Annotated in this window: 21 protein-coding genes, 1 tRNA gene and 1 pseudogene; 9 read left to right on the top strand and 14 right to left on the bottom strand. The window is 70.3% G+C overall.

Features of this window, described 5'->3' with window-relative positions; translation table 11 throughout:
* Window positions 1-134: 134 nt before the first annotated feature.
* From ACWGQ1_RS06480 to prmC, 4 genes are read right to left on the bottom strand one after another with little or no spacing between them, the layout of a single operon-like run.
* Window positions 135-653 carry a hypothetical protein gene (locus ACWGQ1_RS06480; protein WP_452312565.1) on the bottom strand — a complete coding sequence of 173 codons (519 nt, stop codon included), beginning with the start codon at window positions 651-653 and terminating at the stop codon, window positions 135-137.
* Window positions 650-1,822 (bottom strand): MraY family glycosyltransferase, encoded by a 1,173-nt coding sequence (locus ACWGQ1_RS06485; protein ID WP_136029279.1) that lies wholly within the window; start codon window positions 1,820-1,822, stop codon window positions 650-652. Before ACWGQ1_RS06485 ends, ACWGQ1_RS06480 begins: the two co-directional genes overlap by 4 nt.
* The gene (locus ACWGQ1_RS06490; protein WP_136029277.1) at window positions 1,819-2,523 is read right to left on the bottom strand and encodes an L-threonylcarbamoyladenylate synthase; all 705 of its coding nucleotides are present in this window, start codon (window positions 2,521-2,523) and stop codon (window positions 1,819-1,821) included. Before ACWGQ1_RS06490 ends, ACWGQ1_RS06485 begins: the two co-directional genes overlap by 4 nt.
* A 52-nt stretch (window positions 2,524-2,575) precedes the next feature.
* Window positions 2,576-3,436 (bottom strand): peptide chain release factor N(5)-glutamine methyltransferase, encoded by an 861-nt coding sequence (gene prmC / locus ACWGQ1_RS06495; protein ID WP_136035258.1) that lies wholly within the window; start codon window positions 3,434-3,436, stop codon window positions 2,576-2,578.
* A 100-nt stretch (window positions 3,437-3,536) separates the two neighbouring features.
* Here prmC and cysK point away from each other — a divergent pair, with 100 nt between their 5' ends.
* A complete protein-coding gene (gene cysK, locus ACWGQ1_RS06500; protein ID WP_136029273.1) occupies window positions 3,537-4,475 on the top strand; it encodes a cysteine synthase A in 939 nt (312 codons plus the stop codon).
* A gap of 8 nt (window positions 4,476-4,483) precedes the next feature.
* Window positions 4,484-5,053 carry a serine O-acetyltransferase EpsC gene (epsC, locus tag ACWGQ1_RS06505; protein ID WP_136029271.1) on the top strand — a complete coding sequence of 190 codons (570 nt, stop codon included), beginning with the start codon at window positions 4,484-4,486 and terminating at the stop codon, window positions 5,051-5,053.
* Here the strand turns inward: epsC and ACWGQ1_RS06510 are convergent.
* From ACWGQ1_RS06510 to lysA, 6 genes are all read right to left on the bottom strand, one after another.
* The gene (locus ACWGQ1_RS06510) at window positions 5,041-5,472 is read right to left on the bottom strand and encodes a phage holin family protein (RefSeq protein ID WP_136029269.1); all 432 of its coding nucleotides are present in this window, start codon (window positions 5,470-5,472) and stop codon (window positions 5,041-5,043) included. The genes epsC and ACWGQ1_RS06510 overlap by 13 nt on opposite strands.
* Before the next feature lie 33 nt (window positions 5,473-5,505).
* Window positions 5,506-6,585 (bottom strand): peptide chain release factor 1, encoded by a 1,080-nt coding sequence (gene prfA / locus ACWGQ1_RS06515; protein WP_136029266.1) that lies wholly within the window; start codon window positions 6,583-6,585, stop codon window positions 5,506-5,508.
* Window positions 6,586-6,593: 8 nt separating this feature from the next.
* Window positions 6,594-8,573 carry a transcription termination factor Rho gene (gene rho / locus ACWGQ1_RS06520; protein ID WP_452312566.1) on the bottom strand — a complete coding sequence of 660 codons (1,980 nt, stop codon included), beginning with the start codon at window positions 8,571-8,573 and terminating at the stop codon, window positions 6,594-6,596.
* A 142-nt stretch (window positions 8,574-8,715) separates the two neighbouring features.
* On the bottom strand, window positions 8,716-9,684 hold the full coding sequence (gene thrB, locus ACWGQ1_RS06525; protein ID WP_452312567.1) for a homoserine kinase: 969 nt from the start codon (window positions 9,682-9,684) through the stop codon (window positions 8,716-8,718).
* Window positions 9,681-10,985: a homoserine dehydrogenase gene (locus tag ACWGQ1_RS06530; RefSeq protein WP_136029264.1), complete on the bottom strand. Its 1,305-nt coding sequence runs from the start codon at window positions 10,983-10,985 to the stop codon at window positions 9,681-9,683. The genes thrB and ACWGQ1_RS06530 overlap by 4 nt, the downstream gene beginning before the upstream one ends.
* Window positions 10,986-11,007: 22 nt before the next feature.
* The gene (gene lysA / locus ACWGQ1_RS06535) at window positions 11,008-12,426 is read right to left on the bottom strand and encodes a diaminopimelate decarboxylase (protein WP_136029262.1); all 1,419 of its coding nucleotides are present in this window, start codon (window positions 12,424-12,426) and stop codon (window positions 11,008-11,010) included.
* A 149-nt stretch (window positions 12,427-12,575) separates the two neighbouring features.
* On the opposite strand from lysA, the gene ACWGQ1_RS06540 reads away from it, so the two are divergent.
* From ACWGQ1_RS06540 to ACWGQ1_RS06555, 4 genes are read left to right on the top strand one after another with little or no spacing between them, the layout of a single operon-like run.
* Complete coding sequence (locus ACWGQ1_RS06540) at window positions 12,576-13,658, top strand: YhjD/YihY/BrkB family envelope integrity protein (RefSeq protein WP_452312568.1); 1,083 nt, start codon at window positions 12,576-12,578, stop codon at window positions 13,656-13,658.
* Between the two features lie 57 nt (window positions 13,659-13,715).
* A complete protein-coding gene (locus ACWGQ1_RS06545; RefSeq protein WP_452312569.1) occupies window positions 13,716-14,603 on the top strand; it encodes an alpha/beta fold hydrolase in 888 nt (295 codons plus the stop codon).
* Complete coding sequence (locus tag ACWGQ1_RS06550; protein ID WP_136029255.1) at window positions 14,596-15,177, top strand: TetR/AcrR family transcriptional regulator; 582 nt, start codon at window positions 14,596-14,598, stop codon at window positions 15,175-15,177. Before ACWGQ1_RS06545 ends, ACWGQ1_RS06550 begins: the two co-directional genes overlap by 8 nt.
* 1 nt (window position 15,178) lies before the next feature.
* The gene (locus ACWGQ1_RS06555) at window positions 15,179-15,931 is read left to right on the top strand and encodes an alpha/beta fold hydrolase (RefSeq protein WP_452312570.1); all 753 of its coding nucleotides are present in this window, start codon (window positions 15,179-15,181) and stop codon (window positions 15,929-15,931) included.
* A 4-nt stretch (window positions 15,932-15,935) separates the two neighbouring features.
* On the opposite strand, the gene ACWGQ1_RS06560 is transcribed toward ACWGQ1_RS06555, so the two are convergent.
* Window positions 15,936-16,778 (bottom strand): LmeA family phospholipid-binding protein, encoded by an 843-nt coding sequence (locus tag ACWGQ1_RS06560; RefSeq protein WP_452312571.1) that lies wholly within the window; start codon window positions 16,776-16,778, stop codon window positions 15,936-15,938.
* Between the two features lie 28 nt (window positions 16,779-16,806).
* Window positions 16,807-18,471 carry an arginine--tRNA ligase gene (gene argS, locus ACWGQ1_RS06565; RefSeq protein ID WP_136029249.1) on the bottom strand — a complete coding sequence of 555 codons (1,665 nt, stop codon included), beginning with the start codon at window positions 18,469-18,471 and terminating at the stop codon, window positions 16,807-16,809.
* 93 nt (window positions 18,472-18,564) lie between these two features.
* Here argS and ACWGQ1_RS06570 point away from each other — a divergent pair, with 93 nt between their 5' ends.
* Window positions 18,565-19,371, top strand: a complete 807-nt coding sequence (locus ACWGQ1_RS06570) for an SGNH/GDSL hydrolase family protein (protein ID WP_136029247.1) — start codon at window positions 18,565-18,567, stop codon at window positions 19,369-19,371.
* 16 nt (window positions 19,372-19,387) lie between these two features.
* Window positions 19,388-19,460 (top strand) — tRNA-Arg (locus tag ACWGQ1_RS06575).
* A gap of 195 nt (window positions 19,461-19,655) precedes the next feature.
* Here the strand turns inward: ACWGQ1_RS06575 and ACWGQ1_RS06580 are convergent.
* Together ACWGQ1_RS06580 and ACWGQ1_RS06585 are read right to left on the bottom strand one after the other, a co-directional pair.
* Complete coding sequence (locus ACWGQ1_RS06580; protein ID WP_452312572.1) at window positions 19,656-20,033, bottom strand: GIY-YIG nuclease family protein; 378 nt, start codon at window positions 20,031-20,033, stop codon at window positions 19,656-19,658.
* A 743-nt stretch (window positions 20,034-20,776) separates the two neighbouring features.
* Window positions 20,777-20,881, bottom strand: a pseudogene (locus ACWGQ1_RS06585) (hypothetical protein); the annotation flags it as partial.
* 135 nt (window positions 20,882-21,016) lie between these two features.
* On the opposite strand from ACWGQ1_RS06585, the gene ACWGQ1_RS06590 reads away from it, so the two are divergent.
* Window positions 21,017-23,212, top strand: a complete 2,196-nt coding sequence (locus tag ACWGQ1_RS06590; protein ID WP_452312573.1) for a P-loop NTPase fold protein — start codon at window positions 21,017-21,019, stop codon at window positions 23,210-23,212.
* Window positions 23,213-23,252 lie beyond the last annotated feature (40 nt).

Raw genomic sequence — 23,252 nt, forward strand, 5'->3', positions numbered from 1 at the left:
AAGATTAAACAGCGCGGGCTCCAGCTTCGGGGCACCGGTCAGAACCGGGGCGACGATGGTCGGTGTGCTTCAAGCGCAAGCGCTCGCGGGCGAGCGGCGGGCACTCCCCAACACTATCAGAATCCAAGGGTGCCCTAAGACCGCGGAGCGTCGTCCGCCGGGCCGGTGGAGCCGCCGTTCGCGGCGCCGGGCGCGCGGTCCTCCGGCACCTCGGTCGGCAGCGTGGTGTCGCTCACGTTCGGCAGGCGCATCTGGGTGAGCACCACCACATCGATCACCAGCGACATCACCACCCCCGCGACGATCGAGAGGAAGAACACCATCGGGTCGAGCCACGGCTGCCCCGACAGCAGGATCATCACCAGCACGAACACGCCGAGCTTGAGCAGCCAGCCGCCCAGGACGATCGCGAAGAACAGCTGCACGTACAGCGGATCGCCGTACCAGCGGTTCGCGATCAGGATGCTGATGCCCGTGATGGCGAGGAAGAGCGCCGCGAGCAGCACGCCGAGCAGACCGCTGATCAGCCCCTCCCCCTGGGCCACCGCGAAGCCGATGCCGCCGGCGACCAGCGCCAGCACGACGGTCGCCACCGCCGACCACATCAGGGTGCGACGCAGGATCGGGGTGCTGGAAACGGGACTCGGGCTCATCGGGGCTCCACGGGGGTCGGGTCGGGTTCAGCGGCCGCCGGCGCCTTGCGGCGGCGGGTGGGACTCAGGGTGATGACGAGGCAGGCGGCGATGCCGACCACGCCGAAGCCGACACCGGGAAGGTACTGGCCGGGCCAGTCCTCTCGCGCACCGACGTACATGAGGAGGACGGCGAGGGAGATCACAGCCGTCCACGCGTAGAAGATGAGGACGGCGTCGCGGTCGCGGTGGCCGAGGTCGAGCATCCGGTGGTGCAGGTGCTTGCGGTCGGGCGAGAACGGCGACCGCCCCGCGCTCATCCGCCGCAGCACCGCGAGCCCGAAGTCGAGCAGCGGCAGCAGCACGACCAGCAGCGGCAGCAGGATCGGCAGGAACGCGCCGACGAGCTGCGACCGGCCGAGGCGATCCGGCTCCAGCGCCGACGGATCCATCTGCCCGGTGATCGCGATCGCGGACGTCGCCATGAGCAGGCCGAGCACCAGCGCACCGGAGTCGCCCATGAAGAGCTTCGCCGGGCTCCAGTTCAGCGGGAGGAAGCCCAGGCACGCCCCGATCAGCACCGCCGCGAGGAACGTGGAGAGGTTGAAGTAGCTGGAGGCGCCGGAGTCGCGCGTGAAGATGTAGGAGTACGCGAAGAACACGCCGTTCGAGATCAGGCACACGCCGGCGACCAGGCCGTCCAGCCCGTCGATGAAGTTGACCGCGTTCATCACGATCACGATCGCGAACATCGTGATGGTGATGCTCAGCCAGCTCGACACCACGATCAGGTCGCCGAAGGGCAGCGACAGGATCTGCAGTCCCCCGCCCACGGTGATGATGCCTGCGGCCAGGAACTGCGCACCGAGCTTGATCATCCAGTCGAGGTCCCACAGGTCGTCGACGACGCCGATCACCGCGATCAGCAGCGAGGCCGCGAGGATCGCCCACATGGTCTGCGGAGGCGTCCAGATGCTCTGGAAGAACGGGTTGGCGGCCGACACCGCGAACGCCGCGACGATGCCGAGGAAGATGGCCACGCCGCCCAGCCGCGGGGTGGGCGTGGTGTGCACGTCGCGCTCGCGGATACCCGGGTACAGCTTGAAGCGGAGGCTCAGCCGCCACACCGCCCACGTCAGCACGAAGGTGATGGCGGCGGTGACGATGATCGTGAAGAGGTACTGCTTCACGAATCCCCGTCCTGCTCCTGCTGCTGCTCCGGCTCGAGCAGCTCGCCCAGGACCTCGTGCAGCTGCTCGCGCGTGACGACGCCGTGCCGCAGGATCCGCACGACCCCCTCGCCGTCGTCGGCGCCGCGACGCACGAGCGAGGTCGCGTCGACGATGGTCGAGGCGATGCCGTTCGCGCTCATGCCGTCGGCGAGGTACACCGCCACGCTGTCGCCGAGCATCTTCTCGGCGTCGAGCGCGGAGATCGCCGCGTCCCGTCCCGTGAGGTTCGCACTGGACACGGCGAGCGGCCCGGTCTCGGCCAGCAGCTCCAGGACCACCCGGCCCTCCGGCATGCGCACGGCGACGGTCCCCTGGGTCTCCCCCAGGTCCCACACCAGCGACGGCTGCGCGGGGAGCACGATGGTCAGCCCGCCGGGCCAGAACGCGTCGACGAGGCGCTGCACCGGCTCCGGAACCGACTCGGCCAGGGCCGTCAGGGTCTCCTTGCTGCCGATCAGCACGGGCGGCGGCTGATCGCGCCCTCGACCCTTCGCGTCGAGCAGACGCTGCACCGCCGTCGGCGAGAACGCGTCGGCGGCGACGCCGTACACGGTGTCGGTGGGGATGACGATGAGGTCGCCGCGGCCGATCGCCTGGCGCGCGTTGCGCATTCCGGCGAGCAGCTGCGCCTCGTCGCGGCAGTCGAAGATGGGGGACATGACGGTTCGATTCTATGCGGGACGGACGTCGGAGATGCTCGGAGACCCCTGATCAGGGCCGGATCGCGGTGGTCGCACGGTCGCGCAGCGTCAGATCGCGGTGCGTGGCCGCGGCGCGCCAGCCGTCCGCCGTGAGCAGCTCGCGGATCTCCGCGCCCTGCAGCTCCCCGTGCTCGATCACCAGCACGCCCCCCGGGCGGAGCAGACGCAGCGCCCGGTCGCTCAGCACGCGGACGACGTCGAGCCCGTCCGCGCCGCCGTACAGCGCGAGCGCCGGATCGAACAGGCGCACCTCGGGGTCGCGCGGAACCGCGGCATCGGGGACGTACGGCGGATTCGAGATGACCACGCTGGCGGTGCCGTCGAGCTCGGGGAACGCCTCGGCCAGGTCGGACAGCACGAGCGTGAGGTTGCCGGTGCCGGCGACGTTGCGTGCCGCCCAGGCGTGGGCCTCCTCCGACAGCTCCGCGGCGAAGATCCGCGCGTGCGGCACCTCGGTCGCCATCGCCAGGGCGATCGCGCCGCTGCCCGTGCCCAGGTCGACGCCGACCGGGGCGGCCTCGCCGGAGTTCAGCAGGGCGTCGATCGCGAACTGGGCGACGGTCTCGGTCTCCGGCCGCGGGATGAACACCCCGGGGCCCACCGACAGCTCCAGGTGCCGGAACGGCGCGACACCCGTGAGGTGCTGCAGCGGCTCCCGCCCGGCGCGACGGGACACCAGGCGGGTCAGCGCGGCCTGCTGCTCCTCGTCGATGCGGTCGCCCCGCACGATCGCCGCCTGCACCTCGCCCCGCCGCCGGTCGAGCACGTGCGCGGCCAGGAGCTCCGCGTCCACGAGCGGGTCGGGGACACCGGCATCGGCGAGGCTCTGCGCGGCGGCGCGCACGACGGCAGCGAGCGAGGAGTCGGGCATGCCTCCAGCGTAGAGCGCCCGCACCCGTCACATTGCCCTCCCCCACAGGCCGCTCCCGTAGTCTGGGAGCCGCAGCGACCCGTGAAGGAAGGCCTCACCCATGCCCGGTATCCACTCCGACATCACCACCGCTTTCGGCAACACCCCGCTCGTGCGCCTGAACCGGGTGACCGAGGGACTCGGGGCCACCGTGCTCGCGAAGCTCGAGTTCTACAACCCGGCCTCCAGCGTCAAGGACCGCATCGGCATCGCCATGATCAACGCGGCCGAGGCGTCGGGAGAGCTGAAGCCGGGCGGCACGATCGTCGAGTCCACCAGCGGCAACACCGGCATCGCCCTCGCCATGGTCGGCGCGGCCCGCGGCTACCGCGTGATCCTCACGATGCCCGCGTCGATGTCGAAGGAGCGCCGGGTGCTGCTCAAGGCGTTCGGCGCCGAGATCGTGCTCACCGACCCCACGAAGGGCATGAAGGGGGCGATCGAAGAGGTCAAGCGCATCGTCGACGAGACCCCCGGCGCGATCTGGATCCGCCAGTTCGAGAACCCCGCCAACCCGCAGATCCACCGCGAGACGACGGCGCAGGAGATCCTCCGCGACACCGACGGCGCGGTCGACATCTTCATCGCCGGCGTCGGCACGGGAGGCACGGTGACCGGCACCGGGCAGGCGCTCAAGGCCGCGAAGCCCGGCGTGCAGGTCATCGCCGTCGAGCCCAAGGACTCCCCCGTGCTGACCGAGGGGCACCCCGGCCCCCACAAGATCCAGGGCATCGGCCCGAACTTCGTCCCCGACGTGCTCGACCGCGACGTGCTCGACGAGATCATCACGGCGGAGTTCGACGAGTCGCTGCGGGTCGCGCGCGAGCTCGCGGCGAAGGAGGGCCTGCTGGTCGGCATGTCGTCCGGTGCCGCGGTCGCGGCCGCGCTGACGGTCGCCGCGCGACCAGAGAACGCCGGCAAGACGATCGTCGTGATCATCCCCGACACCGGTGAGCGCTACCTCTCCACCGCGCTGTTCGAGGACCTGCGCGAAGACTGAGACCGCCGATGGGACTGATCGCGCGAATGCGCGAGGACATCGCCGCCGCACGCCTCCGCGACCCCGCCGCGCGCACGTCGCTCGAAGTGGCCCTGCTCTACCCCGGCCTGCACGCCATCTGGGCGCACCGGGTCTCGCACGCGCTGTGGCGTCGACGGCTGCGACTGCTCGCCCGCGCGGGGTCGCAGCTGTCGCGCTGGCTCACCGGCGTGGAGATCCACCCCGGCGCGCGCATCGGCAGGCGCTTCTTCATCGACCACGGCATGGGCATCGTGATCGGCGAGACCGCGGAGATCGGCGACGACGTGCTGATGTACCACGGGGTCACCCTGGGCGGACGCACCCGCGACGTCGGCAAGCGGCACCCGACGCTCGGCGACGGCGTCGCGGTCGGAGCCGGCGCGAAGATCCTCGGCCCGGTGACGGTCGGCGACCGCTGCGTCATCGGGGCGAACGCGGTCGTCACGAAGGACGCCCCCGCGGATAGCGTGCTGGTGGGTGTGCCGGCGAAGCCGCGTCAGCGCACCGCGGGCGAGGACACCAGGGCCCTGCTGACCGCCCCCGACTACTCCATCTGACGCCCGGCACGGGGCGCACGCCTCGCGCCGCGCGCCTCGAGTCGGCGCCGCAGGAACAGCCACGGGAGCAGCACGCTGCCGACGGCCGTGACCAGCCACACGATCACCGACCCCAGCAGCCACCCGGTCAGATCGGTGATGCGCAGACCGCCGATCGGGAGCAGCACGACGACCAGGAGCGCGATGAAGGTCGACACGATCCCGATGCCGCCCATCAGCACCGGCGCGTAGCGATCCGCGAGCCTGCTGACCCACGGTGACAGCACCGTCTGCAGCACCGCGAACACGAGGATGCACACCACGAAGCCCCACCACTGGCTCCACTGGATCTGGAAACCGTCGAGCAGCACGTCGGCCGCGAGCAGACCGAGGCCCGCCGACACCAGATACAGGAGAGCGCGGAACAGGAGGGTGATCACGGGGCCGAGCATAGCGGCACCGAGAGGCCGCACTCAGGAATCGGATCCCACCGCGGCGAGCCGCGCCTCCTCATCGGCCGCGATCGCGCTCTCGATGATCGGATCGAGCGCGCCGTCCATCACCTGGTCGAGGTTGTATGCCTTGAAGCCGGTGCGGTGGTCGGCGATCCGGTTCTCCGGGAAGTTGTACGTGCGGATCCGCTCGGAGCGGTCCATGCCGCGGATCTGCGACTTGCGCGCATCCGAGGCCGCCGCGTCGAGCTCCTCCTGCTGCTTCGCCAGCAGCCGCGCACGGAGCACCCGCATCGCGGCCTCGCGGTTCTGCAGCTGCGACTTCTCGTTCTGCATCGACACGACGATGCCGGTCGGCACATGGGTGATGCGCACGGCCGAGTCGGTCGTGTTGACGGACTGCCCCCCGGGGCCCGAAGAGCGGAACACGTCGATCTTCAGGTCGTTCTGGTCGATGTGGATCTCCTCCGGCTCATCGACCTCCGGGAACACCAGCACCCCGGTGGTGGAGGTGTGGATGCGGCCCTGGGACTCCGTCGCCGGTACCCGCTGCACGCGGTGCACGCCGCCCTCGTACTTGAGGTGCGCCCACACGCCCTGGGCCGGATCGGACGAGGAGCCCTTGATCGCGACCTGCACATCCTTGTAGCCGCCGAGGTCGGACTCGTTGCGCTCCAGCAGCTCGGTCTTCCAGCCCTTCGACGCGGCGTACTGGATGTACATGCGCAGCAGGTCGGCGGCGAACAGCGCCGACTCGGCACCGCCCTCCCCCGCCTTGATCTCCATGATCACGTCGCGGGCGTCGTCGGGGTCGCGCGGGATGAGCAGTCGGCGCAGGCGCTCCTGCGCGGCCTGCACGCCCTCCTCCAGCGCGGGGACCTCGGCGGCGAACGCCTCGTCCTCGCGCGCCAGCTCCCTCGCCGCCTCCAGGTCGTCGACCGCCGCCGTCCACGCCTCGTGCGCCGCGACGATGCGCGACAGCTCGGCGTAGCGGCGGTTGACGCGCTTGGCGCGGGCGGCGTCGGCGTGCACCGCCGGGTCGGAGAGCTCCTCCTGCACCCGGCGATGCTCGTCGATCAGAGTCTGGACGGACTCGAACACGTCGCGTCTCAGCGGATGTTGTTGTCGTGCCCGTGCGCGCCCGAGGGCAGCGTCGGGATCGACTTCTGCATCTGGACCAGGAACTCCACGTTGGAGTGGGTCTCCTTAAGCTTGCCGAGCACGACCTCGAGAGCCTGCTGCTGGTCGAGGCCGGCGAGGGCGCGACGCAGCTTCCAGGTGATCTTGACCTCGTCGGCCGAGAGCAGCATCTCCTCGCGGCGGGTGCTCGACGCGTTCACGTCGACCGCCGGGAAGATGCGCTTGTCGGCGAGAGCACGCGACAGCCGCAGCTCGCTGTTGCCGGTGCCCTTGAACTCCTCGAAGATGACCTCGTCCATCTTGGAGCCGGTCTCGACGAGAGCGGTGGCGAGGATCGTGAGGGATCCGCCGTTCTCGATGTTGCGCGCGGCGCCGAAGAAGCGCTTCGGCGGGTACAGCGCCGACGCGTCGACCCCACCCGTGAGCACGCGACCCGACGCGGGGGCGGCCAGGTTGTAGGCACGGCCGAGGCGCGTGATGGAGTCGAGCAGCACGACCACGTCGCGGCCCAGCTCGACCAGGCGCTTGGCGCGCTCGATCGCGAGCTCGGCGACCGTGGTGTGGTCTTCCGCGGGGCGGTCGAAGGTCGAGGCGATGACCTCGCCCTTCACGGTGCGCTCCATGTCGGTGACCTCTTCGGGGCGCTCGTCGACGAGCACGACCATCAGGTGCACCTCGGGGTTGTTCTGCGCGATCGCGTTGGCGATCTGCTGCAGGACGATCGTCTTGCCGGCCTTGGGCGGCGCGACGATCAGGCCGCGCTGGCCCTTGCCGATCGGCGCGACGAGGTCGATGATGCGCTGCGTCAGCTTCTCGGGCGCGGTCTCCAGGCGCAGGCGCTCCTGCGGGTAGAGCGGCGTGAGCTTGCCGAACTCCACGCGGGTCGCGGCGTCGTCGACCGAGAGGCCGTTGATCGAGTCGACCTTCACGAGCGCGTTGTACTTCTGGCGCCCCTGCTGCTCGCCCTCGCGCGGCTGCTTGATGGAGCCGACGACGGCGTCACCCTTGCGCAGGTTGTACTTCTTGACCTGGCCGAGCGAGACGTAGACGTCGCTCGGGCCGGCGAGGTAGCCGGTGGTGCGCACGAACGCGTAGTTGTCGAGCACGTCGAGGATGCCCGCGATCGGGATCAGGACGTCGTCCTCGCCGATCTCGGTCTCGAACTCGTCGACCGGCGTGCCCCCGCGGCGCTTGTTGCGCTGGCGGTTGCGGCCGTTGCCGTTCGCCTGGTCGTCGTCCGACGCGGCGGGCTGCTGCTCCTGGCCGCCGCCGCCCTGACCGCGGCCACGGTTGCGATTGCGGCTCCGGCTGCGCCCACGGCCGCCCTGCTCCTCGCCGCCGTCGGCATCGGAGGAGGAGTCCTTCGACGGCGCGTCCTGGCCGGCGTCGTCGCCACCCTCGGCCGCCTCGGCACGGCGGTTGCCGCGACCGTTGTTCTTGGGGCGCTCGGCGCGGGTGTCGTCGCCCTTGGCGTCGTCAGCCTGCGGAGCGGTCTCCGCCGCGCCGCTCGGGGCGTCGGCGGATGCCGGTGCGGCGGCGCCCTCACCCTGCTCGGCGGCGGGCGCCTCGGCCTCGGCCTTCTTGGTGCGACGACCGCGACCCGTCTTGGGCGCCTCGGCGGGCGCCTCGGCGGCAGCCGGAGCCTCGCTCGCCGCGGGAGCCTCCGTCGCCTCGGCGGCCGGGGCATCGGCATCGGTCTTCTTCGCCCGCGAGCGGCGCGGGGCCTTCGCCTTGGGCGCTGCCTCGCCGGACTCGGCCTCGGCGGGTGCCGCGGCCGACTCCTCGGCGGACTTCTCGGCCTTCGCGGCGGCGGTCGCCGTGGTCGCCCGGCGCGGAGCGCGCTTGCGCACCGGCGCGGACTCCGCGGTCTGGACGGCGTCGGCCACCGGAGCAGCCTGATCGTTCTGGGTCTCGGAGAGGTTCTCCACGAGTACTCCCTTATAGGTCATGGGATATGAGCGTGAACGCGCACAACGGGTGCTGCGCACGATCGCACGGGCTGACGCTCGGCGTCAGCCAGCCTCGGCACTTGTGCCTCAAGGGTTTGCGTGCGGGTCTTGCAAGAGTTGCAATGGGGCCAGATTCACGACGTTACGTGGAGCCCTCCGCTCGATCCCCCACTGTACCACCACGAACGTCGACGGCGAGCAGCAGCGCCTCCCACGGGGTGTCGGTCACACGATCGGCGAGTTCCACCGCGTCCTGACGGCTGCCCGGGCCGTCGGCGAGCACGAGCACACTGGGGCCCGCACCCGACACGACCGCGGCGAACCCGGCCGCGCGCAGCGCCTGCACGAGCCGCTGCGTCTCGGGCATCGCCTCGGCGCGGTAGTCCTGGTGCAGCCGGTCGGCCGTCGCATCGAGCAGCAGCTCGGGGCTCTGCATGAGCGCCGCGACCAGCAGGGCGGAGCGTGACAGGTTGAACACCGCATCGGCCGTCGACACGTGCGGCGGCTGCAGCGACCGCGCCTGCGACGTCGACATCGTGTAGGCGGGGACGAGCACGAGCGGCGAGACGCCCCGGTGCACGAGCAGCTTCTTGTGCTGCGGTCCGCGCTCGCCCATCCACGCGATCGTGAGCCCGCCGAACAGCGCGGGGGCGACGTTGTCGGGGTGACCCTCGATCTCGGTCGCCAGACGGAGCAGGTCGGTGTCGGACAGATCCACGTCGCCCGCCAGCAGACCCTTCGCGGCCAGGACGCCCGCGGCGACAGCGGCACCCGACGAACCGAGTCCGCGGCCGTGCGGCACGCCGTTCTCCGCGACGATGCGCAGCCCGGGGACCGGGCGCCCGACGTCCTGGAACACGTAGGCGACCGTGCGCACGATCAGGTTCGACGCATCGCGCGGGATGTCGTCCGCGCCCGACCCCGTGACCTCGATCTCCAGCTGTCCGGCCGGCAGGGCGGTGACCTCGAGGTGGTCGTACACGCTGAGCGCCAGGCCGAGCGTGTCGAAGCCGGGGCCCAGGTTGGCACTGGTCGCGGGCACCGTGACCTCGACCGTGCGGCCGAGGATCGAGCGCTGCTCCTCCGGCGCCGGGGCGGCCACGGTGCTCACTCGCCTTCCACCCGCAGCACGGACACGACGCGGGCGACGACGTCGCTGCCCGCGAGGACCGCGACCGTGTCGCTCAGTGCCTGCTCCGTCGCGCGGTGCGTGCCGATGATGAGGCGGGCGGTCGGCTCGTCCTCACCCTCGACGGTCTGCACGACCGTCGCGACCGAGACGCCGCCGTCGCTGAGGATGCCCGCGACCGTCGCGAGCACGCCCGGCGCGTCGGAGACCTCGAGCGTGATCTGGTAGCGGGTGGTGACGTGACCGATCGGCACGATGGGGAGGTTCGCCCTGGTCGACTCCCCCACCCCGACGCCGCCGGCGATGTGGCGCCGCGCGGCCGAGACCACGTCGCCCAGCACGGCAGAAGCCGTCTGCACGCCGCCGGCGCCCGCGCCGTAGAACATGAGCGAGCCGGCGGCCTCCGCCTCGACGAACACGGCGTTGTTCGCGCCGTGCACGGAGGCCAGCGGATGGGTCGCGGGGACCAGCGCCGGATACACGCGCACCGAGATCGACTCGGCACCGTTCGCCTCGATGCGCTCGCACACCGCGAGCAGCTTGATCACGAAGCCCGCCGCGCGCGCCTCCTCGATCATCGATGCCGTGATCGAGGTGATGCCCTCGCGGTGCACAGCGTCGAGCGGGACGGCGGTGTGGAAGGCGAGGCTCGCGAGGATCGCGGCCTTCTGTGCCGCGTCGTAGCCCTCGACGTCGGCGGTGGGGTCGGCCTCGGCGTATCCCAGGCGCTGCGCATCGGCGAGCACATCGGCGAAGTCGGCCCCCTCGGTGTCCATCCGGTCGAGGATGTAGTTCGTCGTGCCGTTCACGATGCCCATGATCCGCACCACGCGGTCGCCCGCGAGCGAGTCGCGCAGCGGCCGGATGATCGGGATGGCACCGGCCGCGGCGGCCTCGTAGTACACCGAGGCGCCCACGCGGTCGGCCGCCTCGAACAGCTCGGGCCCGTGCGTCGCCAGCAGCGCCTTGTTCGCGGTGACGACGTCGGCACCGGAGCCGATCGCCTGCAGGATGTTGGAGCGCGCCGGCTCGATCCCGCCGATCAGCTCGATCACGATGTCGGCGCCGAGGATGAGCGACTCGGCGTCGGTCGTGAACAGCTCCTTCGGCAGCTCCACGTCGCGCGGGGCGTCCACATCGCGCACCGCGATGCCCGCGAGCTCGAGGGCGGCTCCCGCGCGATCGGCGAGCTCGTCGCCGTGGCGCAGCAGCAGCGCCGCCACCTGGGAGCCGACCGCTCCGGCGCCCAGCAGCGCCACGCGAAGTCGTCGGTAGTCAGTCATGCGTGCTCCTTCAGGGGGTGGGTCATCGGTCTCCCTCGGGGGCGTCGGCCCCGTCGATGCCCGCATCGCGGGCCAGCAGGTCGTCGACGGTCTCGCCGCGGACGATCACCCGCGAACGGCCGTCGCGCACCGCCACGATCGGCGGTCGCGGGACGTGGTTGTAGTTGCTCGACAGCGAGGCGCAGTAGGCGCCCGTCGCCGGAACGGCCAGCAGGTCGCCCGGTGCGAGGTCGGCGGGAAGGTACTCGTGGTCGACCACGATGTCGCCCGACTCGCAGTGCTTGCCGACGACGCGGCTCAGCTGCGGCTCGCCCTCCCCCGTGCGCGATGCCAGCCGCGCCGAGTAGCTGGCGCCGTACAGGGCGGTGCGGGCGTTGTCGCTCATCCCGCCGTCCACGCTGACGTAGCGGCGGGTGGCCCCGGAGGCGATCGTCACGTCCTTCGTGGTGCCGACCTCGTACAGGGTCACTCCGGCCGTGCCGATGATGGCCCTGCCCGGCTCGAACGACAGCGCGGGCACGGGGATGCCCCTGGCCGCGCAGCCCTCGGCGACCGCGGCCACGATGGCCCCAGCGAGCTCATCGATCGGCGTGGGGTCGTCGACCCGGGTGTACGCGATGCCGAAGCCGCCGCCGAGGTTGAGCTGCGGGACGGGTCCGTGCTCCAGGAGCGCCGCATGCAGCTCGAGCACGCGCGACGCCGACTCGCGGAACCCGGCGACGCCGAAGATCTGCGAACCGATGTGACAGTGCAGACCGGCGAACTCCAGCCCGGGGATCTCGCGGATGCGGGCGACGGCGACCTCGGCCTCGGCGAGGGGGAAGCCGAACTTCTGGTCTTCGTGGGCGGTGGCGAGGAAGTCGTGGGTCTCGGCGTGCACGCCGCTGATGACGCGCACCATGACCCGCTGCACCGCATCGGTGCGGGCCGCGATCGCGGCCAGCCGCTCGATCTCGATCGCGCTGTCGACCACGATCGTGCCGACGCCCACCTGTACCGCGCGCTCCAGCTCGGCGACCGACTTGTTGTTGCCGTGGAAGCCGAGCGATGCGGGTGCGACCCCGGCGGCCAGGGCCACCGCGAGCTCGCCGCCCGTGCACACGTCGACGCGGAGCCCCTCGTCGACGACCCACCGGGCGACGGTCGTGCTCAGGAACGCCTTGCCCGCGTAGTACACCTGCGCCGTGGTGCCGTGCTCCGCCGCGGCCCGGTCGAACGCCACCCGGAAGGCACGGGCCCTGGTGCGGACCTCGTCCTCGTCGAGCACCAGGACCGGGGTGCCGTAGGTGCGGGCGAGCTCGGTGGCGCGCACGCCGGCGAGCACGAGCGCTCCATCCTCGTCACGACGGGCCGACGCCGGCCACACACCGCTCGCGAGATCGTTCGGGTCATCGGGGACGAGGAGCCATTCCGGGGCGAGCGAGTCGGCAGGAGCAAGCACGGAGCACCAATCGTGGGTCGGGTCTCGGGCGGGAGGGCGCACATCGAGTTGCCCCCGATTCTAGGGCAACGCCCCGATCCGCCTGCGCACGGTGACAGCCCGCGTCAAGCCCCTGGGGACCCCCGTCGCGGCTCTCCTAGGGTGGGGGCGTGGCAGACACCGACGCAACAGACGCTCACTCCCGATCCGACGGGCCGTCGCGGCCCGGACTCGTCGCGCGCATCACAGGACCCGTCATCGCCTGGGCCCTCGCGCGTCGCCCCGTCCGCGCGGCGCTGCTGTACTCCGAGCGCCGTGGCCCGATGCTGGCCGACAGCGTCACCTACCGCGCGCTGTTCAGCGTGTTCGCTGGCGTGCTGCTCGGGTTCTCGATCGCGGCGCTGTGGCTCGCGGGCAACCCCGACGCGTGGCGCGCGATCATCGACGCTGTGCAGGCCGCCGTGCCCGGGCTGATCGGCGACGACGGCGTGATCGATGCGAAGGACCTCCGCGCCCCGGCGTCGCTCTCCGTCGCCGGGCTGGTCTCCCTGGTCGCCCTGATCGGTGCGGCGCTGGGAGCCATCGGCTCGCTGCGCACGGCCATCCGCGTGATCGCCGGGACCGTGCAGTCCGACATCCTGTGGATCTGGGTGATCGTGCGCAACCTGCTCCTGGGGCTCGGCATCGGCGTGGCCTTCGTGCTCGCGGCCGCACTGACGTTCATCGGCCAGCTCGGCGCCACGTGGGTCGCGGACGTCCTCGGTCTGCCGTCGGACTCCCCCGCGGTCGCCGTGACGGTGCGGCTGCTGTCGCTCGTGGTGGTGTTCGCGCTCGACGCCGCGCTCATCGTCGGCGCGTTCCTCCTGCTGTCCGGGGTGCGCCCCGCGGCGCGGTCGCTGTGGGCGGGGGCGCTGCTCGGGGCATTCGGTCTCATCGTGCTGCAGGAGCTGTCGGGCCTGTTCGTCGGCGGTGCCACGAGCAACCCGCTGCTGGCGTCGTTCGCCTCGCTGCTGGCTCTGCTGATCTGGCTCAACCTGTCGACGCAGGTGATCCTGGTGGCCTGTGCGTACATCGTCACCGCCGAGGAGGAGCGCAAGGACCGGCTGCACGAGCGGTTCGGCGCTCGGACGTTCGTGCAACGCCGGCTGCAGCGCGCCGAGGTGGACGTGCAGGTGGCGACCGCGGAGCTGCGCGAGGCCCAGCGCGCCGCCGCAGAGGAGGCCGGGACCGGCGCCGCACACGAGGACCGCTGACCGCGCGACCCTCGTTGTGACCAGAACTGCTAGTTTGGTCACAACGAGAGGACACGCATGACTCCCACGCGGACGCGCATCACCCTCCCCGGCGCCGAGGTCTCGCTGTGCGAATGGACCCCGACGCACGAATCCGGCTCGCCCCTCCTGCTGCTCCACGGCGGCGGAGCCGACAGCGCCGAGCTCTCCTGGGGCGGCATCGGCCCGCAGCTCGCCGCCGCCGGGCACCGGGTCCTCGCGCCGGACCACCCCGGCTTCGGGCACAGTCCCCGTCCGGAGTGGAGGCTCACGCAGGAGCGACTGGTGCAGTACGTGGGCGAGCTCGTCGACGCGCTGCGCCTGAGCGACTACGCCGTCGCCGGGCTCTCCCTCGGCGGTGGTCTGACCGTCGGGCACCTCCTCGACCGCCCCGGGCAGGCACGCGCGGCCGCCCTGCTCGGCTGCTACGGGCTGATGCCGCGGCTGGCCGACGGTCCGCTCGGCGCCCTCACCCACTTCTCCACCTTCCTGCTGCTGCGCTCCGGCCTGCTCTCCGCGATGACGCGCTCGTACGCGCGCAACGCCACTGCGATGGAGAAGGGTCTCGCCGACCTGGTGCGCAGCCCGGAGGCGCGCACGCCCGAGCTCGTCGAAGCCGTGCTCTCCGAGGCCGCCACGGGCACCGGGCTCGCGACGTTCGGCGAGTGGCAGCGCGACCAGGTGCGGTGGAACCGACTGCGCACGGTGTACACCGACCGGCTGCCGTCCGTGCGCACGCCGACGCTGCTGGTGCACGGCGACCGCGACTCCGGTGTGCCCCTCGACCGCATCCGCACCGCTGCGCGCCTGCTGCCCGACGCCCGTCTGGTCGTGGTCCCCGGCGCCGGCCACTGGGTGCAGCGCGATCGTCCCGACGTCGTCACCGCGGCGCTGCTCGAACACCTCGACGGGCGGGCCGATGCCTAGACCGCTCATCCCCCACCGCCGCGACCGCATCCTCGACGCGGCCGAGCGGCTCGTGCTCGCCCGCGGCTTCGACGCCATGAGCATCGCCGCCGTCGCGGAGGACGCGGGGATCGCGAAGGGCGCCGTGTACCGGGAGTTCACGTCGAAGCGCGACGTGCGCGACGCCCTGCTCCAGCGCGGCAACGCCCGCATCGCCGCGCGCGTGGAGCAGGAGCTCGGCGCGCACCCCTCGCTCGCCGCCGCATATCGTGCGACCGCCCGCGCGCTGCTCGACGACGAGCTGATGACCGCGGCGTTCCTCGACGACACCGGCGTGCTCGGGGCGCACGTCGCGGAGGAGCAGGACGGACGGTACCGGGAACGACACGAGCGCGTGATCGCGTGGGTGCACGACCTGCAGCGACGCGGGCTCGTCGTCGCCGACGTGGCGCCGGAGTCGCTCGCCCTCGCCCTGTCGAGCGCCACGCTCGGCCTGCTGTCGGCCGCGCGGCTGCTCGGCCCCCTCAATCGCGATCGACTGGAGAGCACGATCGACACCATCGGCCGCATGGCAGCCACGTTCGAGAGGCAGTGACGTGCACCACGAGACTTCCGGCCCCGCCGGCCCACGACCCCTTCTCCTGCTGCACGGCGGCGGGGTCGCCGGGTGGATGTGGGACCCGGTGCGCGCCCGGCTCGGCGAGCAGCAGCGGGTGATCGTGCCCGACCTGCCCGGCCACGGCGCGAGTGCGACCGAGCCGTACGTGTCGCACGCCGCGACCGTCGACGCGCTCGCCCGGCTCCTGGAGCACGAGTCCGCCCCCGCGACCGTGGTCGGGTTCTCGCTCGGCGCGCAGTTGACCGTGCTGCTCGCGACGCAGCGCCCCGACCTGGTCTCCGACGCGGTGGTGGTCAGCGCCCAGGCGGAACCGGCGCGCGCGATCGGCCCGACCCTCGCGCTCCTGCGGGCGACCGCCGGGCTGGCGAAGAACGAGCGCTTCGCCCGGCTGCAGGCGCGGGAGCTGTTCGTGCCCGACGACCTGCTCCCCGCCTACCTGCGCACCTCGGCCGGCATCTCGCGCGAGACCCTGGTGACCGCGGTGGCGGAGAACCTGCGCTTCGCGCCGCCGCCCGCGTGGTCGCAGTTCCCCGGCTCGGCGCTCGTCCTCGTCGGACAGAACGAGAAGAAGCTCATGCACCGTTCCGCCGCGGCACTGCACCGTGCGCTCCCCAGCAGCACGCTGGTCACGGTCGACGGCTGTGGCCACGGCATCCCGCTGCAGCGGCCGCAGTGGCTCGCCGAGCTCCTGCGGGCCCGGATGGACGGACCGCGCGCCGAGGCCGGGTAGCCGGTCAGCGCGGGCAGGTGCCCTTCTCCTGCAGCGCCTCGTCGGTGACGATCGCGCCGTCGACATCCACGTCGATCACGGCGGCATCACCGGAGATCTGCAGCCCGGTGAGGGTGAGCCCGGCCGGCAGCTGATCCGCGATGCAGACGCGACGCGGCTCCGTGAGGCCCTCGCCCAGTCCGCCCAGGGACGAGCCGACGCGGGACAGGTCGATGTCGATCCCGCCGACGCTCGCCGCCACGGGGGTCAGCTCCAGATCGCCGTCGACCGCGCCCGGGGTGAGCGTGATCGACACCGGCACCGCGGTGCCCAGCACGTCGAAGGAGCCGCCCAGCGTGGCATTCGGCTCGTCCAGCTCGACGGAGTCCACCGGGAGGTCGGTCGTGGCCAGCAGCGCCGTGAACTGCTCCTGGTCGATGCGGATCGTGCCGTCGGCGCCGCCGAGGTCGCCGCCGCGCAGGGGCACGCCGGTCGCGGTCACGTCGGCCGCACCGGTGATGCCCTCCAGGGTCACCGCGTCGGTGGACAGGTGCAACGTGTCGAGGCGTCCGCCGATGAGCTGCGGCAGGAGCAGGCCCGTGGTCTCCACGTCGAGCTGCTGATCCGCCGGGAGGTCGAGCTGCTCGATCACGATCGACCGCACCACGCCGGGAAGCACGGCGCGGGCGATGAGCTCCGCCGCCACGACGAGCACCGCGAGCACCACGACCACGATCAGCACGACCCACGGCCACCGCGGCCGTCGCCTGGCCTTCTCCGGCTGCGACGCCGCCGCGTCGGGGATCACCAGCGTCGGGTGCTCCCGCGACGGCTCGGGGTACGGCAGCGTGTGGTTGTCGTCGCTCATGGTGTCATCCTGCCGCACGGGCGGCCGGTCACATGCGCTCGGGAGCCGAGACGCCCAGCAGGCCGAGGCCGTTGCGGAACACCTGACCGGCGGCGTCGTTCAGCCACAGGCGGGTGCGGTGCACGCTCTCGACCGGGTCGTCGCTGAGCGGGATCACGCGGCAGTTGTCGTACCAGCGGTGGTACAGGCCCGCGAGCTCCTCCAGGTAGCGGGCCACGCGGTGGGGTTCGCGCACCTGAGCGGCGAACGCCACGATGCGCGGGAACTCCTGCAGCGCGCCCAGCAGGGCGGCCTCGCTCTCGTGCGTCAGCGTCTCCGGCGCGAACTCGGAGCGGTCGACACCGGAGTCGGCGGCGTTGCGGGCCACGTTGTGCGTGCGCGCGTGGGCGTACTGCACGTAGAACACCGGGTTGTCGTTGGTGCGCTTCTGCAGCAGCTCGGGGTCGAGGTCGAGCGGCGAGTCGGCGGGCGAGCGCTCCAGCGAGTAGCGCAGCGCGTCGGTGCCGAGCCAGTCGAGCAGGTCGTCCATCTCGATGATGTTGCCCGCGCGCTTGCTCAGGCGGGCGCCGTTGATCGACACCATCTGGCCGATGAGCACCTCGACGTTCTTCTCCGGGTCCTCCCCCGCGGCACCGGCGACCGCCTTGAGGCGGTGCACGTAGCCGTGGTGGTCGGCGCCGAGGAGGTAGATCTTGTCGCGGAAGCCGCGGTCGCCCTTGTCGAGGTAGTACGCGGCATCGGCGGCGAAGTACGTGTACTCGCCGTTCGAGCGGCGGATCACGCGGTCCTTGTCGTCGCCGAAGTCGGTCGTGCGCACCCACACCGCGCCATCCTGGTCGAACACGTGCCCCTGCTCGCGGAGGCGGTCGACGGCACGGTCGATCAGGCTCAGGCCCGACGCGTCCTTCGCGTGCAGCGTGCGCTCGGAGAACCACACGTCGAACGGCACGTTGAAGCGGTCGAGCGAGTGCGTGATCTCGGCGAGCTGGTACTCGTACGCGAGCTCGCGGGCGACGTCGAGCTGCTCGGCCTCGGGGAGGTCGAGCAGGTCGGGGCGGGCCTCGAGCACGCGGCCGGCGAGCGTGGTGATGTACTCGCCGGGGTAGCCGCCCTCGGGGGTCGGCTCGCCCTTCGCGGCGGCGAGCACCGAGCCCGCGAAGCGGTCCATCTGCACGCCGGCGTCGTTGATGTAGTACTCGCGCACCGCGTGGGCGCCGCTCGCCAGCAGCAGGCGCACGATCGCGTCGCCCAGGGCGGCCCAGCGCGTGTGCGCGATGTGCAGCGGACCCGTGGGGTTGGCCGAGACGAACTCGACGTTGACGCTCACGCCCTCCTGCGAGGAGTTGGTGCCGTACGCGGGACCGGCGTCGACGATGACCTTCGCGAGCGCGCCGGCCGCGGCCGCGTCGAGACGGATGTTGAGGAACCCGGGACCGGCGACCTCGGCGCTCGCGACCCCGTCGACGCGGACGAGTCCGTCGGCGATCTCCTGCGCCAGCTCGCGCGGGTTGGTGCCGAGCGGCTTCGCCAGGCGCATCGCGATGTTGGAGGCCCAGTCGCCGTGGTCGCGGTTGCGCGGACGCTCCAGCACCACGTCGGCGGCGGTGACCCCGAGCGGCTCGCCGGGACGTCGAGCCTCGGCGATCGGTGCGAGGACGGCGAGGATGGCGGAGGCGAGCGTTTCGGGGTTCATAGACTCCCCAGTTTACGGGCGCGGACGGGTGATCTCCGCCCCCGTGCGTCGCGCCGAATTTGCGTTCGGCCGACCGTGATCTACTCTCATGCCATGAAGGCCCCCGCCACCCGCCGCCGACTGCGTGCCGCCGGGGTCGCCACCGCACTGGTGCTCGCCGTCACGGCGGGCGTTCTGGGTGTGTGGCGGCCGTGGACTCCCGCTCCCTCCGCCGCGCCCGTCGCCGCCGGTGACGACACCGCCACCGCGGCCATCGCCCCGGCTCCCCTCACGCTCCCCGACGACCCCACCGTGCTGGTCTTCGGCGACTCGTGGACCTACGGCTCTGCGGCCACGGATCCCACGCTCGGGTACGCGTACGTGCTCGCCGACCTGATCCACGGGCACACGGTCGTCAACGGCGTGCGCGGCAGCGGCTACCTCAAGCCGGGGCTCGACGGCCCCACGTTCGGGGAGCGGATCGCCGCCCTCGACCCCGCGATCGACCCCGACCTGGTGATCGTGCAGGGCTCCATCAACGACCGCGCCCAGGGCGAGGTGGGCTACCGCGACGCCGTGACCGCCGCCTGGGACGCGCTCACCGCGCTGTACCCGGAGGCCGCGATCGTCGTGCTCGGCCCCGCCCCGCACGAGCTCCCCGTCGGCACGCAGACCGCCCGCATCGACCACGACCTGTCCGAGCTCGCGGCCGCCCGCGGCTGGTGGTACATCTCCCCCGTGCAGCAGCACTGGATCACCGAGCAGAACTACCTCTCCGTGATCGACGTGGAGGTCGGACGCAAGCATCCGTCGACCGCGGGCCACCGCTACCTCGCCGAGAAGCTGGCCGCCGCGCTCGACGAGCTGCGGGCCGCCCCGGTCACCGAAGCGGGCGGGTCGGAGACCACCCCGGACGAGTGATAAGGTCGATCGGTACGCCTCCGTAGCTCAGTGGATAGAGCGCCGGTTTCCGGTACCGTAGGTCGCAGGTTCGACTCCTGTCGGGGGCACTAGAAATTCACGAAAAGCCGTCTGAGCCAGACGGCTTTTCGTGTAGTCGCAGACAGCATGCTCTTCCCGCGCCACGGGCCCTACGCCCGCTCGCTGCAACTCCCACCTCAGCGAGCGGCGTTACACAGGGATTGCGCGCGGGGCCAGGTAGTCGGGCTACACCGCGCCCTGCATCGCGCGGGTAGCCATACTCCTCAGCGGCCTGCTCCAGCTTGAAATCGAGGAGCTCGACGGAGTGCGCCTTCAGTACTTCTCGAAACCTCGGTCGGAGTCGCTCGGAAGTACTCGCGCCGCATATTCACGCGGTTGATGCGGCGGTCGGCGAAGTGCTGGTGGAGCATTGCTTGGATGCTGACGGCGTCATCCGCGAAGAACAGGGCGTGAACATCGAACCGGAACGGCACGGACGCGTCGCCGAGCTCGTTCACGCGGTCTATCGATTTGAGACGTCGGGTAAGCCCGATTTTCACGACGTCGGGTCCAAACGCCACAGGCAGCGGCACGCTTCGCCTACGTCGACGTGCCGCCACGGACTCATTCCTTGCGTTAGCGATCTCGCGGGAAGCCTTCATGTCGAGCTGGTTCGTGGCAGCGGTTAACCGCGAGCCGCATAAAGCGGTGCGTTACCTGACAACCGCCCTGCAAAGTCATGCAACAAGCGAGCTTCGAATACCGACCACGATCCTGTCACCGACACTTCTCATCTCGAGCCATTCGACGCGAGGAGATGTCGCTGCGATTTTGGACAAGAATGGCCGCAACTTTGTCATGGCTGATCCTGCGGATCTATTGAGTGTGAGCAAGCGCTGGCTGGACCACCTGTACGGCACCCGAGCGCGCGCCTTGACGGACCTCGACTACGCAGCGGCGTCCGCAGCACGAAAATACGTAACCTCTTTGCTCACGAATCAGCCTCCGCTTCCGTCGAAGCATGTGGGCTTGCGAGCTCATCAGCCTCGGTACGACCTTCGGCGCTTCGAGTCACGACAAGGACCAGGAGATTCAACATTGATGGGTGGCGCGGATATATGCTCGGCGCTCCAGCCAAGAAGCCGCGCGTCGATTTTGCAAGATGAGCTGCGCGCCCTTGCGCACAAGTTGAGGAAGTAGTCACCGGCAGTTCGGGATTTTGGTTATTTGAACTGTGCACGATCCCCGCAGGTCTTCGGCGATGAGGAAGGCACGGCGAGATCATTGGCCGCCGCTCGGAAGTGGTCCGTGCGAGTTGCATGTAGGAGAACGCTGCACCGTCGTTCGGCCCAGGAGCGTCGGCGTCGCGACCGTCGTGAGTATCCGCAGGCGACGATGCAAACCCTCAAGCCTCTGCGCGGCCGCGCGCAAACGGGGCAACAGTCTGCGCGCCGGCGGCGAAAACACTCTCCGGCCACGCTGCGCCGTCCCAGTACCGCTCTTCGAATCGTCCTGAGGGATCCGAGGGTTAACTGTCTGATGGGTCACCAGCTCAACGCATCGCAGGGAACAGGCCGGCTCTCTCATCGGTCGCATGACCCACGCTTGCCGCCAGAGGTGCACCTCGCATGGGACTATCAGGACTGTGAATCACGACTTCGAACGCAGCTGGTTGAACGACGATGCTCTCTCGAACCTTAACGATGAAGAGCTGTTCGGTCGTGCACACCTCGCTGACCGGATCTTCGATGTCCTTCGGCGAGTGAGCGAGCAGAGTAAATCCAGCATCATCGGGCTCGTGGGCTCTTGGGGGTCGGGGAAGTCGAGCGTACTCGGCGGCCTGGCCCGCCGACTGGCCACGAAAGATGCGGCAACGCGTGAATCGCTCGGCAGGGACTGGCTCGTCGCGGAGTTCAACCCGTGGTTGTACGCGGGGCCGACGGAGATGCACGCGGGGTTCTTCGACTCCCTTCACCGCGCTTTTCCGAGCACCCCATTGTGGGAACCACGCCGCGAGAACTTGCTGAAGCTCGGGCGCCGCCTCGCCCCCATCGCCGGATTCGCAAAGATCATCGGTGTCGATGGGGAGGGGATTGTACGGACGCTTCTCGACGACGCCGACGAGGACCCCGTCGCTCAACGCGACCGGGTGACACGCGAGTTGGACGAGGCCGACCAGCCAGTGCTGGTCATCATCGACGATATCGATAGGCTCAGCGCCGACGAGCTGCTCCATCTTTTCAAGCTCGTCCGCCTCGTCGGACGGCTTCCGAACGTGTACTACCTGCTCAGCTACGACGAACGGACCGTCGTCGACCTACTAGCAAAGACGGATCTCGTCTCAGCGAAGGACGAGCGCCGCGGACTGGACTACCTCGAGAAGATCGTGCAGGTGCGCATCGACGTGCCCGCCCTCCGCCCGTTCGAGGTCGACCAGGCGTTCACACGCGCGATTACCTACATCCAATCTCGACATGCTTTCACGCTGCCACCCCGGGAACTCGAGCTACTCAGCCGCATGTTTGATGGGGTACTTAGCAGCCGCCTCCACACCCCCCGAGCCATCAAGCGCGTGTTCGGGCAGGTCGATGCGTTTTACGGCGCTCTTGGTAATGAGGTGAACTTCACCGACTACTTCATCATCACATGGCTGCGTACCGTGGAACCGGGCGTGTATTCCCTTATTCAACGCCACCGTCGTGAACTGCTCGGTCAGCAACTACTGTCGCTGCGCGCTCTCGAGTCGCCCCATAGCCTGGCGGAGAGACGACGTGGCGCATGGATGGCCATGCTCGCCGACGCGCACGTACAGGAGACTGACCGCGAAGATATGCTGTACGTGCTGAGCACCCTATTCCCGGCCTTCGGCCCCACCTTTCGCGACGAATCGGATAAACAGCAGCGCTCGGGATACACTCCTCCAGCCGAGCCAGGGTCCATCGCTCACCCCGACTACTTCGACCGCTACTTCGCGTTCGGTGTACCCGACGACGATGTCTCGGATACTGCCGCGTCAAGAGCCGCTCACGAGATCGCGACAGGTCTTGAAGGCGAAGCGTCGACGGCGTTGCTCGAGGTCTTCAAGACTCAACCCGAGTTGGTGCTGCGGAAGCTCTCCCAGGTCGCGGACCGTGACAACCTGTGCACGACCGCGTTCGTGGATTGGGTCAGCAAACGGTGGAGCGGCGTTGATGAACGGTCCTTCACCCGAGGGCGACTGGAAAGTATCGCCGAGTCGGCGCTGCTGCGGATGACAGATGAGGATGCCTTCGCCGCATGCCAGTCTCTGGCCCAGGATCCCGCAGGTCTTCTTTTCGTATCGGCGCTCGCTCACGGACTCAGCATCGAGGCGCCAGGAAGTCCGGCACTTAGGGATCGACGACAAGCGCTCGCTGAACGAGTCGTCGCCGAGCTAGAAAGCCTCTATAAGCAGCACTTCACCCCGCTGGTCAGCACTCTGCAGTCACCACTGGATCTGACGGAGCAAAACAGATCGATGCTTTGGTATTGGCGCCTGCAGGAGTCTCCGTCGCTGTCGGCATTCCTGAACTGGGCCATAGACAATGGGTGGGAGCTCACGGACTGCATGGTGTTGTTCGTGCACACGTCCTCCGGCGGTGACGGGACAAAGTACATCGAAAGGTTCAATAACGTCGGGCAGTTCACGGCGCTATTCGCTCCCAAGGTCCTTCGTGATCGTCTCGCTCCTCAGTTCCCGGAGACGGTGAACCTCGATGCGTTCCGCAATGTGCCCGCAACCCCCGAAGCACTGCGAGCGTACGTGCTTGCTGGCGCGAAGTTCGCGGTTGACGCATCCATTGAGGCCGACCCAGACAAGTAGCACTCGACGGCGGAGCGACTCGATACAGCAGGAGCTGGCG

This window comes from Microbacterium sp. NPDC055599 (assembly GCF_053618975.1).

Coding starts and splice junctions, on each gene's coding strand:
- ACWGQ1_RS06530 (WP_136029264.1), bottom strand. CDS start 10,985: ATGACTGACTACCGACGACTTCGCGTGGCGCTGCTGGGCGCCGGAGCG.
- ACWGQ1_RS06570 (WP_136029247.1), top strand. CDS start 18,565: ATGAAGGCCCCCGCCACCCGCCGCCGACTGCGTGCCGCCGGGGTCGCC.
- prmC (WP_136035258.1), bottom strand. CDS start 3,436: ATGCCCGACTCCTCGCTCGCTGCCGTCGTGCGCGCCGCCGCGCAGAGC.
- epsC (WP_136029271.1), top strand. CDS start 4,484: ATGGGACTGATCGCGCGAATGCGCGAGGACATCGCCGCCGCACGCCTC.
- ACWGQ1_RS06490 (WP_136029277.1), bottom strand. CDS start 2,523: ATGTCCCCCATCTTCGACTGCCGCGACGAGGCGCAGCTGCTCGCCGGA.
- ACWGQ1_RS06560 (WP_452312571.1), bottom strand. CDS start 16,778: ATGAGCGACGACAACCACACGCTGCCGTACCCCGAGCCGTCGCGGGAG.
- ACWGQ1_RS06480 (WP_452312565.1), bottom strand. CDS start 653: ATGAGCCCGAGTCCCGTTTCCAGCACCCCGATCCTGCGTCGCACCCTG.
- ACWGQ1_RS06580 (WP_452312572.1), bottom strand. CDS start 20,033: ATGAAGGCTTCCCGCGAGATCGCTAACGCAAGGAATGAGTCCGTGGCG.
- ACWGQ1_RS06545 (WP_452312569.1), top strand. CDS start 13,716: ATGACTCCCACGCGGACGCGCATCACCCTCCCCGGCGCCGAGGTCTCG.
- ACWGQ1_RS06550 (WP_136029255.1), top strand. CDS start 14,596: ATGCCTAGACCGCTCATCCCCCACCGCCGCGACCGCATCCTCGACGCG.
- rho (WP_452312566.1), bottom strand. CDS start 8,573: ATGACCTATAAGGGAGTACTCGTGGAGAACCTCTCCGAGACCCAGAAC.
- cysK (WP_136029273.1), top strand. CDS start 3,537: ATGCCCGGTATCCACTCCGACATCACCACCGCTTTCGGCAACACCCCG.
- argS (WP_136029249.1), bottom strand. CDS start 18,471: ATGAACCCCGAAACGCTCGCCTCCGCCATCCTCGCCGTCCTCGCACCG.